The organism is Enterobacter sp. PGRG2, assembly GCF_030291195.1.
Taxonomy (GTDB): Bacteria; Pseudomonadota; Gammaproteobacteria; order Enterobacterales; family Enterobacteriaceae; genus Enterobacter_D.
The window spans coordinates 163633-189165 of sequence record NZ_CP127837.1 but is presented as its reverse complement, the minus strand read 5'-3'; the positions used below and the strand labels follow the sequence as shown (position 1 = coordinate 189165).

Annotated in this window: 19 protein-coding genes; 13 read left to right on the top strand and 6 right to left on the bottom strand. The window is 56.5% G+C overall.

The features are described from left to right. Window position 1: 1 nt before the first annotated feature. From xni to queF, 5 genes are all read right to left on the bottom strand, one after another. Window positions 2–757 (bottom strand): flap endonuclease Xni, encoded by a 756-nt coding sequence (gene xni, locus QRD42_RS00735; protein ID WP_318364311.1) that lies wholly within the window; start codon window positions 755–757, stop codon window positions 2–4. A gap of 147 nt (window positions 758–904) precedes the next feature. Continuing rightward, entirely contained in the window at window positions 905–2272 is a 1368-nt protein-coding gene (locus QRD42_RS00730; protein ID WP_318364310.1) for an L-serine ammonia-lyase, read from the bottom strand. 58 nt (window positions 2273–2330) lie between these two features. Further along, the gene (locus QRD42_RS00725; protein ID WP_072569942.1) at window positions 2331–3620 is read right to left on the bottom strand and encodes an HAAAP family serine/threonine permease; all 1290 of its coding nucleotides are present in this window, start codon (window positions 3618–3620) and stop codon (window positions 2331–2333) included. Window positions 3621–4208: 588 nt separating this feature from the next. Continuing rightward, a complete protein-coding gene (gene ppnN, locus QRD42_RS00720; RefSeq protein WP_321987972.1) occupies window positions 4209–5573 on the bottom strand; it encodes a nucleotide 5'-monophosphate nucleosidase PpnN in 1365 nt (454 codons plus the stop codon). 115 nt (window positions 5574–5688) lie between these two features. Continuing rightward, the gene (gene queF, locus QRD42_RS00715) at window positions 5689–6534 is read right to left on the bottom strand and encodes an NADPH-dependent 7-cyano-7-deazaguanine reductase QueF (RefSeq protein WP_321987971.1); all 846 of its coding nucleotides are present in this window, start codon (window positions 6532–6534) and stop codon (window positions 5689–5691) included. A 68-nt stretch (window positions 6535–6602) separates the two neighbouring features. Between queF and syd the strand changes: the two genes are divergently transcribed. From syd to QRD42_RS00675, 8 genes are all read left to right on the top strand, one after another. Then, window positions 6603–7148: a SecY-interacting protein gene (gene syd, locus QRD42_RS00710; RefSeq protein WP_321987970.1), complete on the top strand. Its 546-nt coding sequence runs from the start codon at window positions 6603–6605 to the stop codon at window positions 7146–7148. A 638-nt stretch (window positions 7149–7786) separates the two neighbouring features. Next, entirely contained in the window at window positions 7787–8116 is a 330-nt protein-coding gene (locus tag QRD42_RS00705) for a YqcC family protein (protein ID WP_318364306.1), read from the top strand. After that, window positions 8116–8898 carry a tRNA pseudouridine(65) synthase TruC gene (truC, locus tag QRD42_RS00700; protein WP_072569948.1) on the top strand — a complete coding sequence of 261 codons (783 nt, stop codon included), beginning with the start codon at window positions 8116–8118 and terminating at the stop codon, window positions 8896–8898. Before QRD42_RS00705 ends, truC begins: the two co-directional genes overlap by 1 nt. Before the next feature lie 16 nt (window positions 8899–8914). Next, on the top strand, window positions 8915–9364 hold the full coding sequence (locus QRD42_RS00695; RefSeq protein ID WP_072569949.1) for a flavodoxin: 450 nt from the start codon (window positions 8915–8917) through the stop codon (window positions 9362–9364). 306 nt (window positions 9365–9670) lie between these two features. Further along, the gene (locus tag QRD42_RS00690; RefSeq protein ID WP_321987969.1) at window positions 9671–11026 is read left to right on the top strand and encodes an MFS transporter; all 1356 of its coding nucleotides are present in this window, start codon (window positions 9671–9673) and stop codon (window positions 11024–11026) included. Next, a complete protein-coding gene (locus QRD42_RS00685; RefSeq protein WP_318364318.1) occupies window positions 11026–12366 on the top strand; it encodes an enolase C-terminal domain-like protein in 1341 nt (446 codons plus the stop codon). Before QRD42_RS00690 ends, QRD42_RS00685 begins: the two co-directional genes overlap by 1 nt. A 21-nt stretch (window positions 12367–12387) precedes the next feature. Continuing rightward, the gene (gene gudD, locus QRD42_RS00680; protein WP_321987968.1) at window positions 12388–13722 is read left to right on the top strand and encodes a glucarate dehydratase; all 1335 of its coding nucleotides are present in this window, start codon (window positions 12388–12390) and stop codon (window positions 13720–13722) included. An 86-nt stretch (window positions 13723–13808) separates the two neighbouring features. Continuing rightward, on the top strand, window positions 13809–14960 hold the full coding sequence (locus tag QRD42_RS00675; protein WP_321987967.1) for a glycerate kinase: 1152 nt from the start codon (window positions 13809–13811) through the stop codon (window positions 14958–14960). Window positions 14961–15007: 47 nt separating this feature from the next. Here QRD42_RS00675 and barA read toward each other — a convergent pair whose 3' ends face one another. Continuing rightward, complete coding sequence (gene barA, locus QRD42_RS00670) at window positions 15008–17782, bottom strand: two-component sensor histidine kinase BarA (protein ID WP_321987966.1); 2775 nt, start codon at window positions 17780–17782, stop codon at window positions 15008–15010. 57 nt (window positions 17783–17839) lie between these two features. Here barA and rlmD point away from each other — a divergent pair, with 57 nt between their 5' ends. The 5 genes from rlmD to eno form a co-directional block, all read left to right on the top strand. Further along, the gene (gene rlmD / locus QRD42_RS00665; RefSeq protein WP_321987965.1) at window positions 17840–19153 is read left to right on the top strand and encodes a 23S rRNA (uracil(1939)-C(5))-methyltransferase RlmD; all 1314 of its coding nucleotides are present in this window, start codon (window positions 17840–17842) and stop codon (window positions 19151–19153) included. A gap of 48 nt (window positions 19154–19201) precedes the next feature. Next, window positions 19202–21445 (top strand): GTP diphosphokinase, encoded by a 2244-nt coding sequence (relA, locus tag QRD42_RS00660; RefSeq protein ID WP_318364299.1) that lies wholly within the window; start codon window positions 19202–19204, stop codon window positions 21443–21445. A gap of 59 nt (window positions 21446–21504) precedes the next feature. Continuing rightward, window positions 21505–22296 (top strand): nucleoside triphosphate pyrophosphohydrolase, encoded by a 792-nt coding sequence (mazG, locus tag QRD42_RS00655; RefSeq protein WP_318375128.1) that lies wholly within the window; start codon window positions 21505–21507, stop codon window positions 22294–22296. 227 nt (window positions 22297–22523) lie between these two features. After that, window positions 22524–24161 (top strand): glutamine hydrolyzing CTP synthase, encoded by a 1638-nt coding sequence (gene pyrG / locus QRD42_RS00650; protein ID WP_072569957.1) that lies wholly within the window; start codon window positions 22524–22526, stop codon window positions 24159–24161. Between the two features lie 78 nt (window positions 24162–24239). Continuing rightward, the coding region (eno, locus tag QRD42_RS00645; protein ID WP_072569958.1) for a phosphopyruvate hydratase at window positions 24240–25533 on the top strand (1294 nt) is incomplete at its 3' end.

Here is a 25533-nt window from a genome sequence, read left to right as displayed (position 1 = left end):
ATTATCTCGCCAGCCGCAGCTGCTGCAAATTCCCTTCCACCTGTAGATCCGTTTTCAGCCTTGCCACATCCCGGCAGATAAACGCCATTTCGCGATGTTCCACCAGTTTTTTGCGCCACTTTTCCGGTACCTCCGCAAGCCCTGCATAGAGATTTTCCAGCGTGCCAAAGGTGGTGATAAGCTGCGTGGCGCTCTTCTGCCCGATACCCGCCACGCCCGGAATTTTTGAACTGCTGATCCCCGCCAGTCCCCAGTAATCCGCCAGTTGCTCGGGCGTGACGCCAAATTCAGCGGCGATAAAGGGCGCATCCAGCCAGCGCTTCTGAAAATAGTCGCGGATGCGGATGGTCGGAGAGAGCAGCTGGCAGTAGCCTTTGTCCGTTGACACTATGGTGGCCTGATGCCCGGCCTGCGCCACTTTTACCGCGAGGGTGGCGGCCAGATCGTCCGCCTCATTGCCATCTGACATCCAGCATGGCACGCCGTGGCTGGCAAAGGCCGCACGCAGGGCAGGCATTTCCGCGTGCAGGTTGTCCGGCATCGGCGCGCGACCTGCTTTGTAATCCGGCAGGATCTGATGTCGCCAGCCGCTGTTGCGCGCCTCGTCATCAAAGACCGCCACCGCATGAGTCGGCTGGCTGTGAAGGATCAACTGGTCGAGCGCGTGCAGGCAGGTCTGGACGCAGGGCGATCCCTGCACGGCATGGATCCGGCGAATAAGATTAAGCGCATCAACAATTAACAGATGAACAGCCACAGCACGCTCCAGAAAAAATTTAACGCGCTAAGGGTAACACCAGCGGTGAGGGGGAGGCCAGAAAGCGGGGGAAAAACGGGAAGACGCCTCGCAAAAAAGCCGGGTGGCATAAGCGCACCCGGCTTCATAAAGGAACGACTGACGTGATTAATCGCAGGCGACGACTTTCATCGCCAGGCCGCCACGGGATGTTTCGCGGTATTTGGCGTTCATGTCTTTGCCCGTCTCATACATGGTCTCAATGACTTTATCGAGGCACACGCGCGGTTCGCTGGTACGGCGCAGGGCCATACGCGCGGCGTTCACCGCTTTCACCGAGGCAATGGCGTTGCGTTCAATGCAGGGTACCTGTACCTGTCCGGCGACCGGATCGCAGGTCAGCCCCAGGTTATGCTCCATGCCGATTTCGGCCGCGATGCACACCTGCGTCGGGCTGCCGCCCAGCAATTCCGCCAGACCTGCCGCTGCCATGGAGCAGGCCACGCCCACTTCACCCTGACAGCCCACTTCCGCGCCGGAAATGGAGGCGTTCATTTTGTACAGGGAGCCGATTGCGCTGGCGACCAGCAGATAGCGGGCCAGTGAGTTAGCATTTACTTCACGAATAAATTTATCGTAGTACGCCAGCACCGCCGGCACGATGCCACAGGCGCCGTTGGTCGGCGCGGTCACCACACGTCCACCGGCGGCGTTTTCTTCGTTCACCGCCAGCGCGAACATGTTGATCCAGTCGACCACCGCCATCGGATCGGTAGAAGTTTTATCACCGCTGACCAGCATCCGGCGTAACGCCGCCGCCCGGCGCGGGACGCGCAGTTTGCCCGGCAGGACGCCTTCGGTGGTAATGCCGCGCTCAATGCCGCCGCGCATCACTTCCCAGACGTTTGCCAGATGCTGATCCAGCTCGGCTTTGCTGCGCAGGGCCAGCTCGTTTTTCATCATCAGGCCGGAAAGGGATAAGCCGGTTTCCTGGCAATGACGTTGTAAATCGGCGGCATTTTTATAGGGGTACGGCACCGTGATTTCTGCATTACTGGTCAGGCCGAAGTGCGCCTCATCGACGATAAAGCCGCCGCCGATGGAGTAATAAGTCTGGCTGTAAACCACGCTTTCACCCGCCAGCGCGCTGATACGCATGCCGTTTTCGTGCAGGGAAAGGTTATCCGCATGGAAGTTCATGCACTGGTCAACCGGGAATTCTACTTCATGCTGACCGTTCGCCAGCAGCAGGCGGCCATGGGTATTCACGTCCTGAATGAAGCCCGGAATGCTGTCGATGTCGACGCTGTCCGGCAGGTTGCCCGCCAGTCCCATAATAATGGCGATATCGGTATGGTGACCTTTGCCGGTGAGGGACAGTGAACCGTAGACATCCACCACGACGCGAGTGATGTCATTGAGAATGCCACGCGCAATCAGGTCGTCCGTAAACTGTTTACCTGCTTTCATTGGTCCCACGGTATGGGAACTGGAAGGGCCAATGCCGATTTTGAAAATATCGAATACGCTAATCATGATGCATCATCCGTTGCTATGAGTCAGAGGGCGCCGCCCGAAAGGGCGGCGCGGGGGATTAGCTGAACAGGGAGTAGAAGATAGCGGAGATAGCTACCAGGCCCATGCAGACAACGAAGATGTTGCTGATGTGACCGCTGTATTTGCGCATCGCCGGCACTTTCTGAATCGCATACATCGGCATCAGGAACAGGATCATCGCAATAATCGGACCGCCCAGGGTTTCGATCATACCGAGGATGCTCGGGTTCAGGGTTGCCACAATCCAGGTGGTCACCAGCATAAACAGCGCGGTGATTTTATTCAGGCGGCTGATTTCGATGGTTTTGCCACGGCTGCGCAGGGATTTGATCACCATACCATTGAAGCCTTCACGCGCACCCAGATAGTGGCCGAGGAAGGATTTAGTGATGGCGATGATGGCGATAATCGGTGCCATCCACGCGATAATCGGCGCGTTAAAGTGGTTAGCCAGATAAGACAGAATAGAGATGTTCTGATCTTTCGCAGCCTGCAAATCTGCCGGCGTCAGGCTCAGCACGCAGCTGAACACGAAGAACATTACCGTCAGCACCATCATGATGTGCGCGAACGCCAGGATGCGGGAGCATTTCTTCTCGGCTTCATCACCGTACTCTTCACGTTTCGCCACGGCGAAGGAGGAGATGATCGGTGAGTGGTTGAAAGAGAACACCATTACCGGAATAGCAAGCCACAGGGTCATCCACAGGCCTTTACCGGTGCTGGCGGCTGCGTCAAAGGAGAGCGTTTCCAGCGCGGCACCGCTCCACTGTGGGATCAGGTACAGGGCCAGCAGCATCAGCGCAACCACGAACGGGAACACCAGAATACTCATCGCTTTCACGATCATCTGCTCGCCGAAGCGCACGATGGTCATCATACCGACGATCAGGATCAGGGAAAGAATGAAACGCGGCGGCGGCGTCATACCCAGCTGGTGGGTCATAAAGCTGTCAACCGTGTTGGTGATCGCCACGCTGTAAACCAGCAGGATCGGATAGATAGCGAAGAAATAGAGCAGGGTGATGAGTTTACCTGCGCCGATACCAAAGTGTTCTTCTACCACTTCAGTAATATCTTCCCCCGGATTTTTACCGGACAGCACAAAGCGGGTCAGACCACGGTGAGCAAAAAAGGTCATCGGGAAGGCGATGATGGCCATGATGATCAACGGGATCATACCGCCGACACCGGCGTTGATCGGCAGGAAGAGCACACCTGCGCCGATAGCGGTGCCGTAAAGGCCCAGCATCCACATGGTGTCAGTTTTACGCCATGCGCTGCGCGTTTCTACGGCAGCAACAGTGCTGGTTTGAGTTGTTTCCATCTGTATCTCCTGGAGGAAGCTAAATATCAGGTTTTTCAGTGCAATCTAATGAAAAGTGGCCTGACGGTAATATGAAATCTGTTCAGCGACGGTTTTTTTATAATTTCTTGCCGTAACTATCGGCGGGCGGAAAGATACATTTATGTAATGAATGTATCAGTGATCCCGATCGCAAATGCAATAATCCGCTTTCTCTGGGGTTAATGACAGGTCATCCCACTGCAAAGCGATCCCACGCCAAAATTAATGGTGGCGCAGGCTACCACTGACAATATATGCACGCAAAGCATCAAACGAAAAATACGACAAAATCGCTGCAAAAGATGATGTAAACAGCGTTTTCTGAGGAATACCTGAGGTAAGAATGGATTTTTAGCGGTGAAATAGCATACGCAACCGTTTGGCTTAGGGAGCAGAAATAAGAATGGCTTATAACGGGCAGGATGGTTTTGCCCGGCGGCGCAGGCTTGCCGGGCCTACGAAACGGACGCCGGACGGCAGAGTGTAGGCCGGGTAAGCGCAGCGCCACCCGGCAAGACAGTCCAACGGCCGGGTAAGCGTAATGTCACCCGGCATGAAAACCCGCTATCAGGTCATAATTTCATAGCAGGGAATATACGCCGAGCCCGGCAGCTTCATGCGGTGCTGCGCGACAAAGCCCTGCAGCAGGTCGTCCATACGGCGCATCATGTCGCTGTCGCCGTGGATTTTGTACGGCCCGTATTCTTCAATTGCGTGGATCCCCGCCTCTTTAACGTTCCCGGCCACAATGCCTGAAAATGCGCGGCGCAGATCGGCGGCCAGAATTTCCACCGGCTGATCTGGATAGAGCTTCAGGTTCGCCATATTTTCATGGGACGGGATGAAAGGCACCTGGAGTTCCGGCGCAATGCGAATTGACCAGTTAAAGCTGTAGGCATCGCCGGTTTCACGACGATTCTCTTTCACCATCGGCATCGCTTTTTTCATCAGCCGCGCCACTTCATGGGCGTCATCAATAATCACGCGGTAATAACGACGCGCGCCTTCGCCCAGCGTGTTAACAATAAATTCGTCGAGCACGCGGAAGTAGTCCGCGCTCTGTTTTGGCCCGGTGAGGATCAACGGCAGCACCTGGTCCTGGTTGGCAGGATTCATCAGAATGCCCAGCAGATAGAGCAGTTCTTCCGCCGTACCGACGCCGCCAGGGAAGATGATAATGCCGTGGGCGATACGCACAAAGGCTTCCAGACGCTTTTCAATGTCCGGCATGATCACCAGCTCATTGACCAGCGGGTTTGGCGGTTCTGCGGCGATAATCGACGGCTCCGTCATGCCGATAAAACGGCCTTCTTTGTAACGCTGCTGCGCATGGCCGACCGCCGCGCCTTTCATCGGCGCTTCCATCGCCCCCGGCCCGCAGCCGGTGCAGATGTTCAGTTCACGCAGGCCGAGTTGGGTGCCCACGCGTCGGGCGTACAGGTATTCGGTTTCGTTGATCGAGTGACCGCCCCAGCACACCACCATGTTCGGCGCTTCGCCGACGTGCAGCGCACGGGCGTTACGCAGGATGGAAAACACCAGGTTGGTAATGTGGGTCGAGCTTTCCAGATTTAAATGCTGGAAACGACCTGCGCTGTGGATCTGTCCGTTAACGAACAGAATGTCGCGCAGCACGGCAAAAAGGTTGGCCTGGAGTGCGCGGATGATGCGGCCATCCACAAAAGCGTCTTCCGGGGGATTGATCAGTTCAAGCTTCACGCCGCGCTCGCGGCGCAGAACGTTAATGTCGAAACTTTCAAAACGTGACAGCAGTTCTTTGCTGTTATCGGTCAGACTCCCTGAGTTAAGAACTGCCAGTGAACAGTTGCGAAACAGCTGGTACAGGTCGCTGCTGGCCGTGCGTTTAAGCATATCGACTTCCAGCTGCGACAACATATCCATTGAGCCTAGCGGGCTTATATGTGTAATCAAGTGAGCTCCTTACGGGGCGAAAATCGCCGCTCCCTGTGATTACAATAGCCCTGGCTTATGACGTTTAACAACCTCATGCGCCGATTGTGCGGCGCAAATGCAGAAATTTTTATGATTACTGACGAACCAGTCGTCCGGTTGAGGGCGCAAAATCGCCGTTGGTGCGCCAGGGGTTGATGTCCAGCCCGCCACGACGGGTATAGCGCGCGTACACGCTCAGGGATTCTGGCTGACAAAAACGCTGCACGTCATTAAAAATGCGCTCGACGCACTGCTCATGAAACTCGTTGTGATGGCGGAAAGAAACCAGATAACGCAGCAGCTTCTCGCGGTCGATTTGCGGCCCGCGATATTGGATCTGCACCGAACCCCAGTCCGGCTGATGGGTGATCAGGCAGTTGGATTTCAGCAGATGGCTGACCAGGGTTTCTTCGACAATCGGGCCGCTGGCGGCGTTTTCCAGATAATCGGCGCTAAAGTCGTAGTTATCGATCGTAATATCCTGATCGTCAATGCACACACCGTTGAACGCGGCGATCGGCTGACCTTCCAGTTCATTAAGGCGATAAAGCGCCACGCTCACGTCGCCCTGCGCACAGGCGCTGAGATCGCGCTGCAGGGTGGCCTGCACCTCATCCCAGCTGGCGAAACGCGTCTGATTGAAGCTGTTGAGATAGAGCTTAAAGCTTTTTGATTCCACCAGATTGACGCTGGCGTAGTTAAGTTCCACCTGTCCAACCGCCACCTGCGGCAGGCCATTGCTGTTCAGCCATGACAGCTCATAGAGCGTCCAGATATCGCCGCCGTGAAAGGGCAGGTTGTCGGCATGCAGGCCGAGCGGATCGCGGTTCAGGCTGCGCGGTACGCCCTGCAACAGGCTGGCGTCGTAGGTATCGCGGTACGCGGTGGATTTGCCGAGGGTCAGGCCAGCCAGCGCCTGGTGGTTATCATAAGAAGACATGTTTCATCGCCATTTTGCAGGTAAACTATCCGCCAAGTTTATCCTGGCTTTGGTTAAGAGAGAAATCGGTGCACACAGAAACGGCGCTCGCCCTGAAAGCATTTACCGCACGCTATTGCGATGCCTGGCATGAGACACGCCACAGCTGGCCGCAGAGTGAAGATCTGTACGGCGTGCCCTCGCCCTGCATTATCTCTACCACCCAGGACAGCGTGTTCTGGCAGCCGCAACCCTTTGAAGGGGAACCCAATGTAAACGCGGTTGAACGGGCATTAGATATTGTGGTACAACCCGCGCTGCACGCGTTTTATGCCACCCAGTTTGCCGGTGATATGCCCGCGCGCTTTGGCGCACAGACGCTGACGCTGCTGCAAACCTGGAGCGAGGACGATTTCCGCCGCGTGCAGGAAAATCTAATTGGCCATCTGGTGACGCAGAAGCGCCTTAAGATTTCGCCCACGCTGTTTATCGCCACGCTCGACAGCGAACTGGACGTTATTGCCGTCTGCAACCTGACCGGACAGGTAATTGTCGAAACCATCGGTACGGCGAAACGTACGGTGCTGGCCCCGTCCGTTACGGAATTTCTTAATCAGCTTGAGCCTGTTCTGTAATCCAGATTACTACTGAGTTTGTGAGAGATCTCTTACACAAGCTGTAGGAGATCGCCAGGATTTTCTTCTCATTCAGTCCGTCATGCTCTCCCGTTAATCCCTTATATTCAACAAGTTAACCTCATAAACTCCCGTCTGTGTCGAATGCTATTCTGATTATGTTCTTAAGCACCTTCTTGTAGGACAGGGCAAAAAAGCGGATCCTTATCCCCGTTGACAAGAGGTCACATTGCGAAGTGGATGCCGGGATGGTGTAGCTTCGCAGCAGGAACACCAGGACGGTGCTGCAAGGAAAGGCTTCCGGATGAAGCAAAGTGGATGACGCAGGACGCGTTAAAGGACACCTCCAGGACGGAGAATGAGAGCCGGTCAGGATGCCCGGCGGACCAGGATGTTCAGGGACGGGCGTTACGGATAACGCAGATCGTATCGGGGTGGTACGAGCAGGATGCAGTTGTTTACGGATGAACAGGTCAGGAGACCGCAGGAAAAGTTGTCAAGGATGAGCAGGGAGCAACAAAAGTAGCCGGAATGCTGCGAAACGAACCGGGAGCACTGTTTTTACAGTGCTCCCTTTTTTTGTTCAGGCCCGACTAGTGCTATCCTGCGCGCCAGTTTTATTTTCAGTCGAGGTTGATATGACTCCCCACCAGCACGTGCGCCAACAACTGTTCAGCCTGGAAACCCTCTTAAACGAGCAGGGCATCTGGCAAACCCATGCCCCGGCCGCCAGCGCTTTCGAAAGTACCGAGCCTTTTTGTCTGGATACCATGGAGCCGTTCGAGTGGCTGCAATGGGTGCTGATCCCGCGTATGCATGCCCTGTTAGACAGCGGACAGCCGTTGCCGCAGACCTTTGCCATCGCGCCTTATTATGAAGTCGCGCTTGATGCCAGCCATCCGGCGCGGGATGTGGTGCTGGTACAGCTTCAACAGCTTGATGCCATCTTTGCTGGCGATAACGCCTGATGCTGGAAATCATCTATCAGGACGAATGGCTGGTGGCGGTGAACAAACCCTCCGGCTGGCTGGTGCACCGCAGCTGGCTCGATCGCGATGAAAAAGTGGTGGTGATGCAAACCGTGCGCGACCAGATTGGTCAGCACGTGTTTACCGCCCATCGCCTCGATCGTCCGACCTCCGGCGTGCTGCTGATGGGCCTGTCCAGCGAGGCGGGCCGCCTGTTATCGCAACAGTTTGAACAGCACCAGATGCAGAAGCGCTACCACGCTATCGTGCGCGGCTGGCTGATGGATGAGGCCGAGCTGGATTATCCGTTGACCGAAGAGCTGGATAAAATCGCCGACAAGTTTGCCCGCGCAGATAAAGGCCCTCAGCCCGCGGTGACGCACTATCGCGGGCTGGCCACTGCCGAGATGCCCGTCGCCACCGGGAAATTTCCCACCACCCGTTACGGACTGGTGGAGCTGCTGCCGAAAACCGGCCGCAAGCACCAGCTACGCCGCCATCTTTCGCATCTGCGCCACCCGATTATCGGCGACAGCAAGCACGGCGATTTAAAGCAAAACCGCAGCGCCGCCGAACACTTCGGCTGTCAGCGCCTGATGCTGCACGCCAGCGAACTGTCGCTGACACATCCTTTTACCGGCGAGCCGCTGGTGCTGCGTGCCGGGCTGGACGAGGTCTGGATGCAGGCACTGTCGCACTTTGGCTGGCGGGGGCTTCTCCCTTTAAATGAAAGGGTTGAGTTTGCCGCATGCAGCGGTCAGGATGAAGAGAGTCAAGTCTGAGCAAGGAGTGAATAGCATGGCAGAAGTAGGCATATTTGTCGGCACAACCTATGGCAACGCGCTGCTGGTGGCGGAAGAAGCAGAAGCGATCCTGAGCGGTCACGGGCATAAGGCCACCGTTTACGAAGATGCAGTGCTGGCCGACTGGCAGCGCTATCAGGATAAAATTATTCTGGTGATCACCTCCACCACCGGGCAGGGGGATTTTCCCGACAGCATCGCCCCGTTGTTCCATGCGGTGAAAGATCAGATCGGCGTGCAGCCCGCACTACGCTATGGCGTGATCGCCCTCGGCGACAGCACCTACACGCACTTTTGCGGCGCGGGTAAAACCTTTGATGCCCTGCTTCAGGAACAGAACGCACAGCGGTTGGGCGAGGTATTACTGATCGACGCCAGCGAAGATCCGGAACCGGAATCCGTCTCTAACCCGTGGGTCGAACACTGGGCCACCTTACTGAACTAAATAAAAGCCACCATGAAGGTGGCTTTTTACATTCTTACTCCCCTTTCTGTTCATTTCCGTGAAGTACTCCCCATAGCCCTGGGCTTTTGCATCAAACCTTCACCCCATGCCTGCGTAATGTTGTGGGGTTGCACAGTGAGTGTTCGTAGCCCGCTTTTTATACTTTTCGAGCCAGATACAAATGCAGCGTTCAGGGGAAAGCGACCTGACAGATGAACTGCAAAAAACAACAGCATGATCCCGGGCACCCTACCGCTACACCGACGGGAAACATGCTACGAACATCTACGCTTCGGGAGTACAACCATGAGTTCATTAAGCCACGCGGCGAGCAGTGCGGAAAAACGCACCAATGCCCGCTACTGGATAGTGGTGATGCTGTTTATCGTCACATCCTTCAACTACGGTGACCGCGCCACGCTGTCTATCGCCGGTTCGGAAATGGCCAAAGACATTGGCCTTGATCCCATCGGTATGGGTTATGTTTTCTCGGCATTTTCATGGGCCTATGTGATTGGCCAAATCCCCGGCGGCTGGCTGCTTGACCGTTTCGGCTCCAAGCGCGTCTACTTCTGGTCCATTTTTATCTGGTCCGCCTTCACCCTCCTGCAGGGTTTCGTCGATATTTTCAGCGGGTTCGGCATCATAGTCGCGCTCTTTACCCTGCGCTTCCTGGTCGGGCTGGCTGAAGCGCCATCTTTCCCCGGCAACAGCCGTATCGTCGCGGCCTGGTTCCCGGCGCAGGAGAGGGGCACCGCCGTCGCCATTTTTAACTCCGCACAATACTTCGCGACGGTGATCTTCGCGCCGATCATGGGCTGGTTAACTCATGAGGTGGGCTGGTCGCACGTGTTCTTCTTTATGGGCGGTCTGGGGATTGTCATCAGCTTTATCTGGCTGAAAGTGATCCATGAACCAAATGAACATCCGGGCGTAAACAAAAAAGAGCTGGAATACATCGCCGCAGGCGGCGGGCTGATCAATATGGATCAGAAAGGCCCTAAAACGCATGTTCCGCTCAGTCAAAAGTGGGGGCAGATCAAACAGCTGATCGGCTCCCGCATGATGCTCGGCATCTATCTCGGCCAGTACTGCATTAACGCCCTGACTTACTTCTTTATCACCTGGTTCCCGGTCTATCTGGTGCAGGCGCGCGGCATGTCGATCCTGAAAGCAGGCTTTGTCGCCTCGGTGCCGGCCATCTGCGGCTTTGTGGGCGGCGTACTGGGAGGGGTGATTTCCGACTGGCTGATGCGTCGTACTGGCTCGCTGAATATCGCCCGTAAAACGCCTATCGTGCTCGGCATGATGTTGTCGATGGTGATGGTGTTCTGTAACTACGTTGAAACCGAGTGGATGATCATCGGCTTTATGGCGATGGCGTTCTTCGGCAAAGGCATTGGCGCGCTGGGCTGGGCAGTGATGGCGGATACCGCGCCGAAAGAGATCAGCGGCCTGTCAGGCGGGCTGTTCAATATGTTCGGCAATGTCTCCGGCATCGTCACGCCGATCGCTATCGGCTATATCGTCGGCACCACCGGCTCCTTTAACGGCGCGCTGATTTACGTCGGTATTCATGCGCTGGTGGCGGTGCTGAGTTATCTGGTGCTGGTGGGTGACATTAAACGTGTCGAACTAAAACCTGTGGCGGGACGTGAATGATGAATACGCAGGCAACTCCCTTAATTGCCAGCATGCGAGTGATCCCGGTAGCCGGGCACGACAGCATGCTGATGAATATCGGTGGCGCGCATAACGCTTACTTCACCCGCAATATCGTGGTGTTGACCGATAACGCCGGTAACACTGGCGTCGGTGAAGCGCCGGGCGGCGAAACCATTTACCAGACGCTGGTGGATGCCATTCCGCTGGTGGTGGGGCAGGAAGTGGCCCGTCTGAATAAAGTCGTACAGCGGGTCCACAAAGGCAACCAGGCAGCGGATTTTGACACCTTCGGCAAAGGCGCATGGACGTTTGAACTGCGCGTCAACGCAGTGGCCGCGCTGGAGGCGGCGCTGCTGGATCTGCTGGGCAAAGCGCTGAACGTGCCGGTGTGCGAACTGCTCGGCCCCGGCAAGCAGCGCGATGCGGTGACCGTGCTTGGCTATCTGTTTTACGTCGGCGACCGCACCCAAACGCCGCTGCCGTACCTTGACGCCACGCCGGGCAATCACGACTGGTATCGCCTGCGTCATCAGCAGGCGATGACCAGCGAGGCGGTGGTGACGCTGGCGCAGGCGGCGCAGGATCGCTACGGCTTTAAAGACTTCAAACTCAAGGGCGGCGTGCTGCCCGGCGAGCAGGAGATCGAAACCGCACGCGCGCTCAAGAAAGGTTTTCCGGATGCGCGTATTACCGTGGATCCCAACGGCGCATGGCTGCTCGATGAGGCCATTCGCCTGTGTAAGGGACTCAACGATGTGCTGACCTATGCGGAAGATCCGTGCGGGGCGGAGCAGGGCTTTTCCGGGCGCGAAGTGATGGCGGAGTTCCGCCGCGCCACCGGGCTGCCGGTCGCCACCAATATGATCGCCACCAACTGGCGGGAAATGGGGCATGCCGTCATGCTCAATGCGGTAGATATACCGCTGGCGGATCCACATTTCTGGACGCTGTCCGGGGCGGTGCGTGTGGCGCAGCTGTGCGATGACTGGGGCCTGACCTGGGGCTGTCATTCGAATAACCATTTTGATATTTCGCTGGCGATGTTTACCCATGTCGGCGCGGCAGCACCTGGTACGCCAACGGCCATTGACACCCACTGGATCTGGCAGGAAGGCGATGCCCGCCTGACGAAACAGCCGCTGGAAATTAAGCAGGGCAAAATTGCCGTCCCTGACGCGCCGGGACTGGGCGTGGAAATCGACTGGGGCCAGATTGAGAAGGCCCACGAGCTCTACAAAACCCTGCCGGGCGGCGCGCGTAATGACGCCGGCCCCATGCAGTATCTCATCCCGGGCTGGACGTTTGACCGCAAACGCCCCGTCTTTGGACGCCATTGATTAGAGTAAAAGGATGACAGAATGAGCACCACTACCCCCGTTGTTACTTCCATGCAGGTGATCCCGGTTGCTGGTCACGACAGCATGTTAATGAACCTGAGCGGTGCCCATGCGCCGTTCTTTACCCGCAACATCGTGATCATCAAAGATAACGCCGGACAGACCGGCGTGGGCGAAATACCCGGCGGCGAAAAAATCCGCACCACGCTGGAAGACGCCGCCGCGCTGGTGGTGGGTAAAACCATCGGCGAATACAAAAATATCCTCACCGCCGTGCGTCAGGCATTCGCCGATCGCGACGCCGCTGGCCGCGGCCTGCAAACCTTCGATTTGCGTACCACCATTCACGTGGTGACCGGTATTGAAGCCGCGATGCTCGATCTGCTCGGCAAACACCTCGGCGTTAACGTTGCCACCCTGCTGGGCGACGGGCAGCAGCGCAGCGAAGTGGAAATGCTCGGCTATCTGTTCTTTGTCGGCGATCGTAAACGCACGCCGCTGCCGTACCAGAGCCAGCCGGACGACAAATGCGACTGGTATCGCGTGCGCCACGAAGAAGCCATGACCCCGGATGCGGTGGTGCGCCTGGCGGAAGCGGCCTATGAAAAATACGGCTTTAACGATTTCAAACTCAAGGGCGGCGTGCTGGCGGGCTTTGAAGAAGCGGAGGCAGTTACCGCGCTGGCTAAACGCTTCCCGCAGGCGCGCGTGACGCTCGATCCGAACGGCGCCTGGTCGCTGGATGAAGCCATCGCTATCGGTAAATCCCTGCGCGGCGTACTGGCCTATGCCGAAGATCCGTGCGGCGCAGAGCAGGGTTTCTCCGGGCGTGAAGTGATGGCGGAATTCCGCCGCGCCACCGGCCTGCCGACCGCCACCAATATGATCGCCACCGACTGGCGGCAGATGGGGCACACGCTGTCGCTGCAATCGGTGGATATTCCGCTGGCGGATCCGCACTTCTGGACCATGCAGGGCTCGGTGCGGGTGGCGCAGATGTGTCATGAATTCGGCCTGACCTGGGGTTCACACTCCAACAACCATTTCGACATCTCGCTGGCGATGTTCACTCACGTAGCGGCCGCAGCGCCAGGCAACATCACCGCCATTGATACACACTGGATCTGGCAGGAAGGCAATCAGCGCCTCACTAAACAGCCATTCGAAATTAAAGGCGGCATGGTGCAGGTGCCGACTACGCCGGGCCTCGGCGTTGAGCTGGATATGGATCAGGTGATGAAGGCGAATGAACTGTATCAGAAGCATGGCCTGGGCGCGCGCGACGACGCCATGGGCATGCAGTACCTGATCCCCAACTGGACTTTTGATAACAAACGCCCCTGCATGGTGCGTTAGTGCAACCCCGCCGGTTCTTGCGGGAACCGGCGCTTTCCCGTATCGGGAAAGATAATACTGGCAGTCAACATACCTAAGGACAGCATATGAAAATAGTGATCGCACCGGACTCATACAAGGAAAGCCTGAGTGCCCTCGATGTCGCTACCGCCATTGAACGCGGTTTTAAAGAGATTTTCCCGGACGCGGAGTACGTCAAACTGCCGGTGGCAGATGGCGGCGAAGGCACGGTCGAAGCGATGGTGGCTGCCACCCACGGCAGAAAAGTGCAGGTAAAGGTGACCGGCCCGCTCGGCGAATCGGTGGCGGGTTTTTACGGTCTTTCCGGCGATGAACAGAGCGCCTTTATTGAAATGGCCGCCGCCAGTGGTCTGGAACTGGTGCCTGCGGCAAAACGCGACCCATTAATTACAACATCCTGGGGGACGGGCGAGCTGATCCGTCACGCCCTCGATGCGGGCGTGAAACACATTATTATCGGGCTTGGCGGCAGCGCCACCAATGACGGCGGCGCCGGAATGGTGCAGGCGCTGGGCGCGAAGCTGTTAAATGCGCAGGGCAAGGCGCTGGGGCAGGGCGGCGGCGAACTGGAAACCCTGGCGCGCATTGACGTCAGCGAACTGGATGCGCGCCTGAAAACCTGCCGCATAGAAGTGGCCTGTGACGTGACAAACCCGCTTACGGGTGACCAGGGCGCATCGGCGGTTTTTGGCCCGCAAAAAGGCGCGACGGGCGAAACCGTTGCCCGTCTCGACCACGCGCTGCACCATTATGCGAAGATCATTCAGCGCGATCTGGATGTGGATGTGCTTACGCTGGCAGGCGGGGGCGCGGCGGGCGGCATGGGGGCCGGGCTGTATGCATTTTGCGGCGCGGAGCTGCGTCGCGGCATTGAGATCGTCACCGACGCGCTGCATCTGGCGGAGCACGTTGCCGGTGCCGATCTGGTGATCACCGGCGAAGGGCGCATCGACAGCCAGACCGTGCACGGCAAAGTGCCGGTTGGTGTGGCGAAGGTCGCGAAGCGTTATAACAAACCGGTAATTGGTATTGCCGGCAGCCTGACGGCAGACGTGGGGATCGTCCATGAGCACGGTCTGGACGCGGTATTCAGCGTCATCTACACCATCTGCTCACTGGACGACGCGCTGAAAAATGCCGGGGAAAACGTACGCATGACCGCGCGCAACGTCGCGGCGGTGTTAAAGGCCGGGCGGGGATTACCGCCGTCAGCCTGACAACGTCGCCCTCTCCCTGCGGGAGAGGGCCGGGGTGAGAGGGAGTATTATCCCAGGATCTTACTCGCTTCCCGCCCCACGTTATCCATCTCATCCAGCAGTTCGAGGAATTCCGGCTCCAGATCCGCGGCGGGCGTTCCGCTGCGTAACTGGTGCTCAATCAGATGGCAGAGATTTTTCAGCCGTGGCACGCCGCTGTAGCCACAACTGCCATGCAGCTTATGAATGGCCTCCGTCAGTCCTTCCGGCGCTTCTCCCACCAGCTGTTCTTCCACCTTGTTGCGGATCTCCGGCAGGAAATCGAGCAGCATCTGTAACATTTCCCGCGCCAGATCATTCTTTCCGGCGGCCTGACGCAGCGCCATCTGCCAGTCGAGGGTGGCGTTCGGGTTGACCGTGGCTTCCACCGGCTCAGGAAGCGGTTGCGGCTCAGGCGGCGTCAGCCACTGGCTGACGCCAGGGCCGGGCAGATAGCGCAGCAGCAGGCCGCGTAACTTATCTTCTTCGATCGGTTTCGCCAGATAACCGTTCATGCCCGCGCTGAACAGCTTCTCTTTCTGATCGGCAAGGGCATGGGCCGTGACCGCCACTACCGGCGTCTGCTGCTGGTGCGGCAACTGGCGGATTAACTCGCAGGCGCGAATGCCGTCCATTTCCGGCATCTGAATATCCATCAGGATCAAATCGAACTGCATCTGCCGCGCCCGGTCAACGGCCTGTTGCCCGCTTTCACACAGCTCCACCTGCTGCACCTGATCGTCAAGCAGCGCGCCGATCAGCTTCAGGTTGGCGGGATTATCATCTACCGCCATGACGCTCATCGCCAGCTTATCCGCGTTCTCCAGCAGCGGCGGCGCACGGCGGTTAAGGCGACAATATTCATTGAGCGCGGGCAGCAGTCGCGCCGCCGTTAGGGGCTTGAGCAGACAGGCCGCCGCGCCATTTTGTTTCAGCTCTTCGGCGTTAATTTGCGCATGGCAGGGCAGCGCCAGCAGCAGGTAATCGGTCATCTGCGACGCCTTCGCCAGCCGGGTATGCTGCATGGTCAGCGGCTCCTGCAGGGTCACCGGCACCGCCAGCAGCAGAATATCGTAATGATCTTCCGGCAGCCCTGACAGTGTCGGGCTGTAGATCACCTCCAGCGGCGTACTGCTCAGTAAATCCAGCGTGCTCTGCGCCGCCGCCGTGTTCGGCTCAATGTAGGCCAGCCGTTTACCCGTAAGGCACAGCGTTGATGGCCCTTCGCCGATGACGTTTGGATTGAGATCGAGATTGATGTGGAACCAGAAGGTGGACCCGCGCTGCGGCTGGCTGTGGAAAGAGATATCGCCGCCCATTTCATTAACCAGTTTTTGCGTGATCACCAGCCCAAGGCCGGTACCGCCGTGTCGCCGCGAAATACTCGCATCCGCCTGACGGAACGCCTGGAACAGCCGCGACTGATCCCGCTCGGGAATACCGATACCGGTATCGCGGATCTGCACCTCGATCTGCACTTTGTTATTACTGATGGAGCGTTTTTCCACCAGGATGTCAATGTTGCCGTTTTCGGTGAACTTAATGGCGTTACCCACCAGATTAGTAATCACCTGTTGCAGGCGCAGGGGATCGCCAATGACGTTGTCCGGCACGTCGTTCTTGATGTTCAGCGTCAGCTCAAGGCCCTTATCATGCGCGGCATGGGCCAGCAGCGTCACCACTTCGTCCAGCGCGTTGCGCAGCGGGAAGGGAATGCTTTCAAGGATCAGCTTACCGGCTTCAAGCTTCGAAAAATCCAGCACGTCATTAATGATGGTAAGCAGATTATTGGCAGAGCGCTCAATGGTATGCAGATGATCTTTCTGGGTGGGCGTCAGTTCGGATTTCAGCGTCAGGCGGGTAAAGCCAATCACGCCGTTAAGGGGCGTGCGCAGCTCATGAGACATGTTCGCCAGAAACTCGGACTTGATGCGCGCCGCTTCCTGCGCCCGTTTTTTCGCCAGATCCAGCTCAACGTTCTGGATCTCCATCTGCTCCAGCGTTTCCCGCAGATCGGAGGTGGCCTGATCGATATTGTGCTGCATCTCCTCGTGATAGGCCGCCAGCGACATCGCCATCGAATTAATGCCGTTTTTCAGCATATCCAGCTCGCCGAGCATGAAGCCTTCCACGCGGCTGTCCAGCTGACCGCGACGGATACGGTCAACGGTATTGACCATATTGCGGATCGGGCCGGTGACGTCGCGCATCAGCCGCCAGCCAAAGATCAGGGCGATGCCGATACAGAACAGCATCATCACCGAGGAGACAAAAATCTCTTTGTACTGCTGCAGGCGCACGGAACGCAGATCCAGCTCCAGCGCCACGTAGCCCAACATATTATTCGCCTGCTTGGCATCCGCCGTGGAAGATTCGTCAGGTGAATACCTTTCTGAGATAATCGGCGTACGCAGGATCATAAAATCGCCGTTGCGCACCACGCTTAAGCGGCGCGGGAAAGGCGTGCCTTTCGACAGTTTTAGCTCGTCCGGATCGAGATGGAAATTTGAGGTAACAAACAGATTGTTACGCTCATCGTAAATGGAGATCGCCCGCACGATGTCCGAATGGCGACGGTGCAACACGCTGATGAGCTGCCCGATAGACTCACGGTTTTGCAGATTCATGCCGTATTCGCTGGAGACGGCGAGCGGCTCAATAATGCTGGCGCCGGCGTCTTCAAGCTGACGCTGTAAGTCATTGTAGCGGTGGACAACAAAGAAGATGCTGAGCAACAAACCGATCAGTACGGTGGGAGCCAGAATCAAAATCATCATGCGCGCGCGCAGGCTGTAGTTGGTCATGGAGTTCCGTTATGGGACAATTAGGGCAATTATGTTTGATTGAGAAAATTCCCGGCAATGGCGCAATTCTACTCTGCAAAACGACGCGTGGCGACGCGTCAGATCATAACTGTTGAAGTGAGCGACCTCGATCCTTTTGGTCAGGGCGTGGCTCGTCACAACGGTAAAGCGCTGTTTATCCCCGGACTACTGCCCGGCGAACGGGCGGAAATCATGGTGACGGAAGACAAACGTCAATATGCCCGCGGGCAGGTTAAGCGTCGTCTTAACGACAGCCCGGAACGGGAAACGCCGCTGTGCCCGCATTTTGGCGTCTGTGGCGGCTGTCAGCAGCAACATGCCAGCGTGGCGCTGCAACAGCGCAGTAAGCGCAGCGCGCTGGCCCGCATGATGAAACGCGACGTAGACGAAGTGATCGCCGACCAGCCCTGGGGCTATCGTCGTCGCGCGCGCCTGAGCCTGAACGTGGCGGCAAAAAGCCAGCGGCTGGAAATGGGGTTTCGCAAAGCGGGTTCAAACGACATCATCGACGTGAAGCGTTGCCCGATTCTGGTGCCCCGTCTTGAGGCGCTGCTGCCATCATTGCGCAGCTGTCTGCAGGCGCTGGACAATCCGCACCATCTTGGACACGTCGAACTGGTGCTGGCCGATAACGGCCCGCTGCTGGTATTGCGTCATACCGCGCCATTAAGCGCCAAAGATCGTGAAAAACTGGAACGCTTTTCGCATTCCGGGGACGTAGCGCTGTTTCTTGCGCCGCAAAGCGACATACTGCAACCGGTAACCGGCGAGGCGCCCTGGTACACCTCGGACGGGCTACGCTTAACCTTCAGCCCGCGTGATTTCATTCAGGTGAATGATGGCGTGAATCAGCAAATGGTGGCAAAAGCGCTGGCGTGGCTGGACATTTCCCCTGGCGATCGGGTGCTGGATCTGTTCTGCGGGATGGGCAATTTTACCCTGCCGCTGGCGAAACGCGCCGCAAGCGTGGTGGGCGTGGAGGGTGTCGCGGCGCTGGTGGAAAAAGGGCGGCAAAACGCCGAACAGAATGCGTTGCACAATGTGACATTTTTTCATGAAAACCTGGAAGAAGATGTCACTGCGCAGCCCTGGGCACGTCACGGCATAGATAAAGTGCTGCTCGATCCGGCGCGCGCCGGTGCGCCGGGCGTCATGCAGCACATAATAAAACTTGCCCCGTCAAAAGTAGTCTATGTTTCCTGTAACCCGGCCACGCTTGCCCGCGACAGTGAAGCATTATTAAATGCGGGGTACCAGATTCAGCGGCTGGCGATGCTGGACATGTTCCCGCACACTGGGCATCTGGAATCTATGGTGTTATTTGCACGCAGTGTGAGCACAGGTAATTAACTTCGGCTTGTCGAATTCGACAGGCTTCGTCCCTGAAAGGAGAGGACAATGGTTGCGGTAAGAAGTGCACATCTTAATCGGGCAGGAGAATTCGATTCTGAAAAATGGATCGCCAGTCTGGGAATTTCCAGTCAGCCCTCGTGTGACCGCTTAGCCGAAACCTGGGCGTACTGCCTGCAAAAAACCCAGGGCCATCCTGACGCCGATCTGCTGTTGTGGCGCGGCGTCGAGATGGTGGAAATCCTCTCCATGTTAAGCATGGATATTGAAACGCTGCGCGCGGCGCTGCTGTTTCCGCTGGCGGACGCCAACGTCGTCAGCGAAGACGTCCTGCGCGAGAGCGTCGGTAAAGCCATTGTCGATTTGATCCACGGCGTGCGTGATATGGCCGCTATCCGTCAGCTGAAAGCCACGCACAACGACTCCGTTTCTTCTGAACAGGTGGATAACGTTCGCCGGATGCTGCTGGCGATGGTCGATGATTTCCGCTGCGTGGTGATCAAACTGGCCGAGCGCGTGGCGCATCTGCGGGAAGTGAAAGATCTGCCGGAAGATGAACGCGTACTGGCGGCCAAAGAGTGCACCAATATCTATGCGCCGCTGGCGAACCGCTTAGGTATCGGTCAGCTGAAATGGGAGCTGGAAGATTACTGCTTCCGCTATCTGCATCCGGATGAATACAAGCGCATCGCTAAACTGCTGCATGAGCGCCGTATCGATCGTGAACATTACATTGATGAATTTGTGGGTCATCTGCGCTCGGAAATGAAAACCGAGGGCGTGAAGGCCGAGGTGTATGGCCGTCCGAAGCACATCTACAGCATCTGGCGCAAAATGCAGAAAAAGCAGCTCGCCTTTGACGAGCTGTTTGACGTGCGCGCGGTGCGTATTGTGGCCGAGCGCCTGCAGGACTGCTATGCGGCACTGGGTATCGTACACACTCATTATCGCCATCTGCCCGACGAGTTTGACGACTACGTCGCCAACCCGAAACCGAACGGTTACCAGTCCATTCACACCGTGGTGCTGGGGCCAGGCGGCAAAACCGTTGAGATCCAGATCCGTACCCGTCAGATGCATGAAGATGCCGAACTGGGCGTGGCGGCGCACTGGAAGTACAAAGAAGGGGCAGCCGCGACAGGCGCGCGTGCGTCAGGTCATGAAGATCGCATTGCCTGGCTGCGTAAGCTTATCGCCTGGCAGGAAGAGATGGCCGACTCCGGCGAAATGCTCGACGAGCTGCGCAGTCAGGTGTTCGACGATCGCGTTTACGTCTTTACGCCGAAAGGCGATGTGGTCGACTTACCGGCAGGCTCCACGCCGCTCGACTTCGCCTACCACATTCACAGCGACGTCGGCCATCGCTGCATCGGGGCGAAAATCAGCGGACGCATTGTGCCCTTTACCTATCAGCTTCAGATGGGCGATCAGATCGAAATCATCACCCAGAAGCAGCCGAACCCCAGCCGCGACTGGCTGAATCCTAACCTTGGCTATGTCACCACCAGCCGCGGACGGGCCAAGATCCATAACTGGTTCCGCAAACAGGATCGCGATAAAAATATTCTCGCCGGGCGGCAGATCCTTGATGACGAGCTTGAACATCTGGGGATCAGCCTTAAAGAGGCGGAAAAACAGCTGCTGCCGCGCTACAACTTCAACGAAGTGGAAGAGCTGCTGGCGGCGATTGGCGGCGGCGATATTCGCCTTAACCAGATGGTTAACTTCCTGCAGGCGCAGTTTAATAAACCGAGCGCCGAAGAACAGGACGCCGCTGCGCTTAAACAGTTGCAGCAGAAAACCTGGGCGCCGCCGCACCGTAACACCAACAAAGATAAAGGCCGCGTGGTGGTGGAGGGCGTTGGTAATCTGATGCACCACATCGCCCGCTGCTGCCAGCCGATCCCTGGCGATGAGATCACCGGTTTTATCACTCAGGGACGCGGCATCTCTATTCACCGCGCCGACTGCGATCAGCTGACCGAACTGCAATCCCACGCGCCTGAACGAATTGTCGACGCGGTATGGGGCGAGAGCTACTCGGCGGGCTATTCGCTGGTGGTGCGCGTGACCGCTAACGATCGCAGCGGTCTGTTGCGCGACATTACCACCATTCTCGCCAATGAGAAGGTCAACGTGCTGGGCGTGGCAAGCCGCAGCGACACCAAACAGCAGCTGGCCACCATTGATATGAATATCGAAATCTATAATCTGCAGGTGCTTGGCCGCGTCCTCGGCAAACTGAATCAGGTGCCGGATGTGATAGACGCGCGTCGCCTGCACGGCGGTTAATTCTACTTTTTCGGCCCGACGGCGGGTTGCTGTCGGGCCTGTATTTTCAGGACATTTCAATGACGCAAATCGATCGCCTGCTGGGCATCATGCAACGCCTGCGCGACCCGGAAAACGGCTGCCCGTGGGATAAAGAGCAGACCTTTGCCACCATCGCCCCTTACACCCTCGAAGAAACCTATGAAGTGCTGGACGCCATTTCCCGGGAAGATTTTGATGATCTGCGCGGCGAACTGGGCGATCTGCTGTTCCAGGTGGTGTTTTACGCGCAAATGGCGCAGGAAGAGGGGCGTTTTGACTTCAATGACATTTGCGCGGCAATCAGCGACAAGCTTGAACGCCGTCACCCGCATATCTTTGGCGATGCCACGGCAGAAAACAGCACTCAGGTATTAGCGCGCTGGGAGCAAATTAAGCACGAAGAGCGCGCCGAAAAAGCGCAGCATTCGGTGCTGGATGACATCCCGCACAGCTTCCCGGCGCTGATGCGCGCGCATAAAATTCAGAAGCGCTGCGCCTCGGTCGGCTTTGACTGGGCCACCCTCGGCCCGGTGGTGGAAAAAGTCTACGAAGAGATCGACGAAGTGATGGACGAGGCGAAACAGGCGGTCGTCGATCAGGCGCGGGTGGAAGAAGAAATGGGCGATTTGCTGTTCGCCACCGTGAATTTATCCCGTCATCTGGGCGTCAAAGCGGAAGTGGCGCTGCAAAAAGCGAACCTCAAATTTGAGCGTCGTTTCCGGGAAGTGGAGCGTATTGTGGCCGCCCGCGGGCTGAGCATGACCGGTGTGGATCTGGAAACCATGGAAGAAGTCTGGCAGCAGGTAAAGCGGCAGGAATCTGATCTCTAACGACTTTTGCGGATCAAGCGCGATTTGTGTGATTTTTTAAATAACAAGCGCTTGATTTGCGTCAAAAACATTTAGCCAAAAGGGGCTATTTTCTCACTCCTTATTATTGTCAGAACCTGTGGAAGAGGAGGAAGAATGAAAGTTTGTGGCAACTGCCTGGTTCCGGTATACTGCTTTCCCGTCCTGGTTATTCCATCGTCTTTTAAACCTAACTTCTCAGGTTCAGCATGACAACGAACTATATTTTTGTGACCGGCGGGGTCGTATCCTCTCTGGGAAAAGGCATTGCCGCAGCCTCCCTCGCAGCCATTCTTGAAGCCCGTGGCCTCAGCGTAAGCATTATGAAACTGGATCCGTACATCAACGTCGATCCGGGCACCATGAGCCCAATTCAGCACGGGGAAGTGTTCGTTACTGAAGACGGCGCTGAAACCGATTTAGACCTGGGCCACTACGAGCGCTTCATTCGCACCAAAATGAGCCGCCGTAACAACTTCACTACCGGTCGTATCTACTCCGACGTTCTGCGTAAAGAGCGCCGTGGCGACTATCTGGGCGCGACCGTTCAGGTTATTCCGCACATCACTAACGCCATCAAAGAGCGCATCATCGAAGGTGGCGAAGGCTACGACGTGGTGCTGGTTGAAATCGGCGGTACGGTGGGCGACATCGAATCCCTGCCGTTCCTTGAAGCGATTCGCCAGATGGCCGTGGAAGTGGGCCGTGAACACACCATGTACATGCACCTGACGCTGGTGCCATACATGGCGGCGGCAGGTGAGGTGAAGACCAAACCGACACAGCATTCTGTGAAAGAGCTGCTTTCTATCGGTATCCAGCCGGATATTCTGATTTGTCGCTCAGATCGCGCGGTTCCTGCCAACGAACGTGCGAAAATTGCTTTGTTCTGTAACGTTCCAGAAAAAGCCGTTATTTCTCTGAAAGACGTCGATTCTATTTATAAAATTCCGGGCCTGTTGAAATCTCAGGGACTGGACGATTATATTTGTAAACGATTCAGCCTGAACTGTCCGGAAGCTAACCTGTCTGAATGGGAACAGGTTATTTACGAAGAAGCGAATCCGGCGGGTGAAGTCACCATCGGCATGGTCGGCAAATACATTGAGCTGCCGGATGCCTATAAATCGGTGATCGAAGCGCTGAAACACGGTGGTCTGAAGAACCGCGTAACCGTCAACATCAAGCTGATCGATTCGCAGGATGTGGAAACGCGCGGCGTTGAGATCTTAAAAGGTCTGGACGCGATCCTGATCCCGGGTGGTTTCGGCTACCGCGGCGTTGAAGGTAAGATCGCCACTGCACGCTTCGCGCGTGAAAATAATATTCCTTATCTGGGCATTTGCCTGGGTATGCAGGTTGCGCTGATTGAGTTTGCGCGCAACGTAGCGGGAATGGACAACGCCAACTCAACGGAATTTGTGCCAGACTGTAAGTACCCTGTCGTGGCGCTCATTACCGAATGGCGTGATGAAGATGGCAATGTCGAAGTCCGCACTGAAAAGAGCGACCTGGGTGGTACGATGCGTCTCGGCGCACAGCAGTGCCAGTTGGATGACGACAGCCTCGTTCGTCAGTTGTACGGTGCGTCTACCATTGTTGAACGTCACCGTCACCGCTATGAAGTCAACAATATGTTGTTGAAACAAATTGAAGCTGCGGGTCTGCGTGTCGCGGGCCGTTCCGGCGATGATCAGTTAGTTGAGATCATCGAGGTGCCAAACCATCCGTGGTTTGTCGCCTGTCAGTTCCACCCGGAATTTACTTCAACGCCGCGTGATGGACATCCGCTGTTTGCAGGCTTTGTTAAGGCCGCAAGCGATTTCCAGAAGCGTCAGGCGAAGTAAGAGTTAGAACGACAATGCACCCTGCCGGGTGCATTGTTTGTCTGGAGTTTTAGTTTAACTTGTACTGAGGAAATCCTAATGTCCAAAATCGTTAAAGTCATCGGTCGTGAAATCATCGACTCCCGTGGTAACCCGACTGTTGAAGCCGAAGTACACCTTGAAGGTGGTTTCGTCGGTATGGCTGCTGCCCCGTCAGGTGCTTCTACTGGTTCCCGTGAAGCTCTGGAACTGCGCGATGGCGACAAATCCCGTTTCCTGGGTAAAGGCGTAACCAAAGCGGTTGCTGCGGTTAACGGCCCGATTGCTCAGGCAGTGCTTGGCAAAGACGCCAAAGACCAGGCTGGTATCGATAAGATCATGATCGATCTGGACGGTACTGAAAACAAATCTAACTTCGGTGCGAACGCTATCCTGGCTGTGTCTCTGGCTAACGCCAAAGCCGCTGCGGCTTCTAAAGGTCAGGCGCTGTACGAGCACATCGCTGAACTGAACGGCACTCCGGGCAAATACTCCATGCCGGTTCCGATGATGAACATCATCAACGGTGGCGAGCACGCAGATAACAACGTTGATATTCAGGAATTCATGATCCAGCCTGTTGGCGCTAAGACGCTGAAAGAAGCTGTGCGTATGGGTTCTGAAGTGTTCCACAACCTGGCTAAAGTTCTGAAAGCTAAAGGTATGAACACTGCAGTTGGCGACGAAGGCGGCTACGCGCCGAACCTGGGCTCCAACGCTGAAGCACTGGCTGTAATCGCTGAAGCGGTTAAAGCAGCAGGCTACGAACTGGGCACCGATATCACTCTGGCGATGGACTGCGCAGCGTCCGAGTTCTACAAAGACGGTAAATACGTTCTGGCCGGCGAAGGCAACAAAGCCTTCACCTCTGAAGAATTCACCCACTTCCTGGAAGATCTGACCAAACAGTACCCGATCGTTTCCATCGAAGATGGTCTGGACGAATCTGACTGGGATGGTTTCGCATACCAGACCAAAGTGCTGGGCGACAAAATCCAGCTGGTTGGTGACGATCTGTTCGTAACCAACACCAAGATCCTGAAAGAAGGTATCGAAAAAGGCATCGTTAACTCCATCCTGATCAAATTCAACCAGATCGGTTCTCTGACCGAAACTCTGGCTGCGATCAAAATGGCGAAAGACGCTGGCTACACTGCGGTGATCTCTCACCGTTCTGGCGAAACTGAAGATGCGACCATTGCCGACCTGGCAGTAGGTACCGCTGCAGGCCAGATCAAAACCGGTTCCATGAGCCGTTCTGACCGCGTTGCTAAATACAACCAGCTGATCCGTATCGAAGAAGCGCTGGGCGAAAAAGCACCGTACAACGGTCGTAAAGAGATCAAAGGCCAGT

Bases quoted from the DNA above. Each gene is read 5' to 3' on its own strand.
- QRD42_RS00675 (WP_321987967.1), top strand. From the start codon at position 13,809: ATGAAAATAGTGATCGCACCGGACTCATACAAGGAAAGCCTGAGTGCC.
- QRD42_RS00685 (WP_318364318.1), top strand. From the start codon at position 11,026: ATGAATACGCAGGCAACTCCCTTAATTGCCAGCATGCGAGTGATCCCG.
- queF (WP_321987971.1), bottom strand. From the start codon at position 6,534: ATGTCTTCTTATGATAACCACCAGGCGCTGGCTGGCCTGACCCTCGGC.
- mazG (WP_318375128.1), top strand. From the start codon at position 21,505: ATGACGCAAATCGATCGCCTGCTGGGCATCATGCAACGCCTGCGCGAC.
- gudD (WP_321987968.1), top strand. From the start codon at position 12,388: ATGAGCACCACTACCCCCGTTGTTACTTCCATGCAGGTGATCCCGGTT.
- barA (WP_321987966.1), bottom strand. From the start codon at position 17,782: ATGACCAACTACAGCCTGCGCGCGCGCATGATGATTTTGATTCTGGCT.
- QRD42_RS00705 (WP_318364306.1), top strand. From the start codon at position 7,787: ATGACTCCCCACCAGCACGTGCGCCAACAACTGTTCAGCCTGGAAACC.
- pyrG (WP_072569957.1), top strand. From the start codon at position 22,524: ATGACAACGAACTATATTTTTGTGACCGGCGGGGTCGTATCCTCTCTG.
- QRD42_RS00695 (WP_072569949.1), top strand. From the start codon at position 8,915: ATGGCAGAAGTAGGCATATTTGTCGGCACAACCTATGGCAACGCGCTG.
- relA (WP_318364299.1), top strand. From the start codon at position 19,202: ATGGTTGCGGTAAGAAGTGCACATCTTAATCGGGCAGGAGAATTCGAT.
- QRD42_RS00730 (WP_318364310.1), bottom strand. From the start codon at position 2,272: ATGATTAGCGTATTCGATATTTTCAAAATCGGCATTGGCCCTTCCAGT.
- truC (WP_072569948.1), top strand. From the start codon at position 8,116: ATGCTGGAAATCATCTATCAGGACGAATGGCTGGTGGCGGTGAACAAA.
- QRD42_RS00725 (WP_072569942.1), bottom strand. From the start codon at position 3,620: ATGGAAACAACTCAAACCAGCACTGTTGCTGCCGTAGAAACGCGCAGC.
- QRD42_RS00690 (WP_321987969.1), top strand. From the start codon at position 9,671: ATGAGTTCATTAAGCCACGCGGCGAGCAGTGCGGAAAAACGCACCAAT.
- rlmD (WP_321987965.1), top strand. From the start codon at position 17,840: ATGGCGCAATTCTACTCTGCAAAACGACGCGTGGCGACGCGTCAGATC.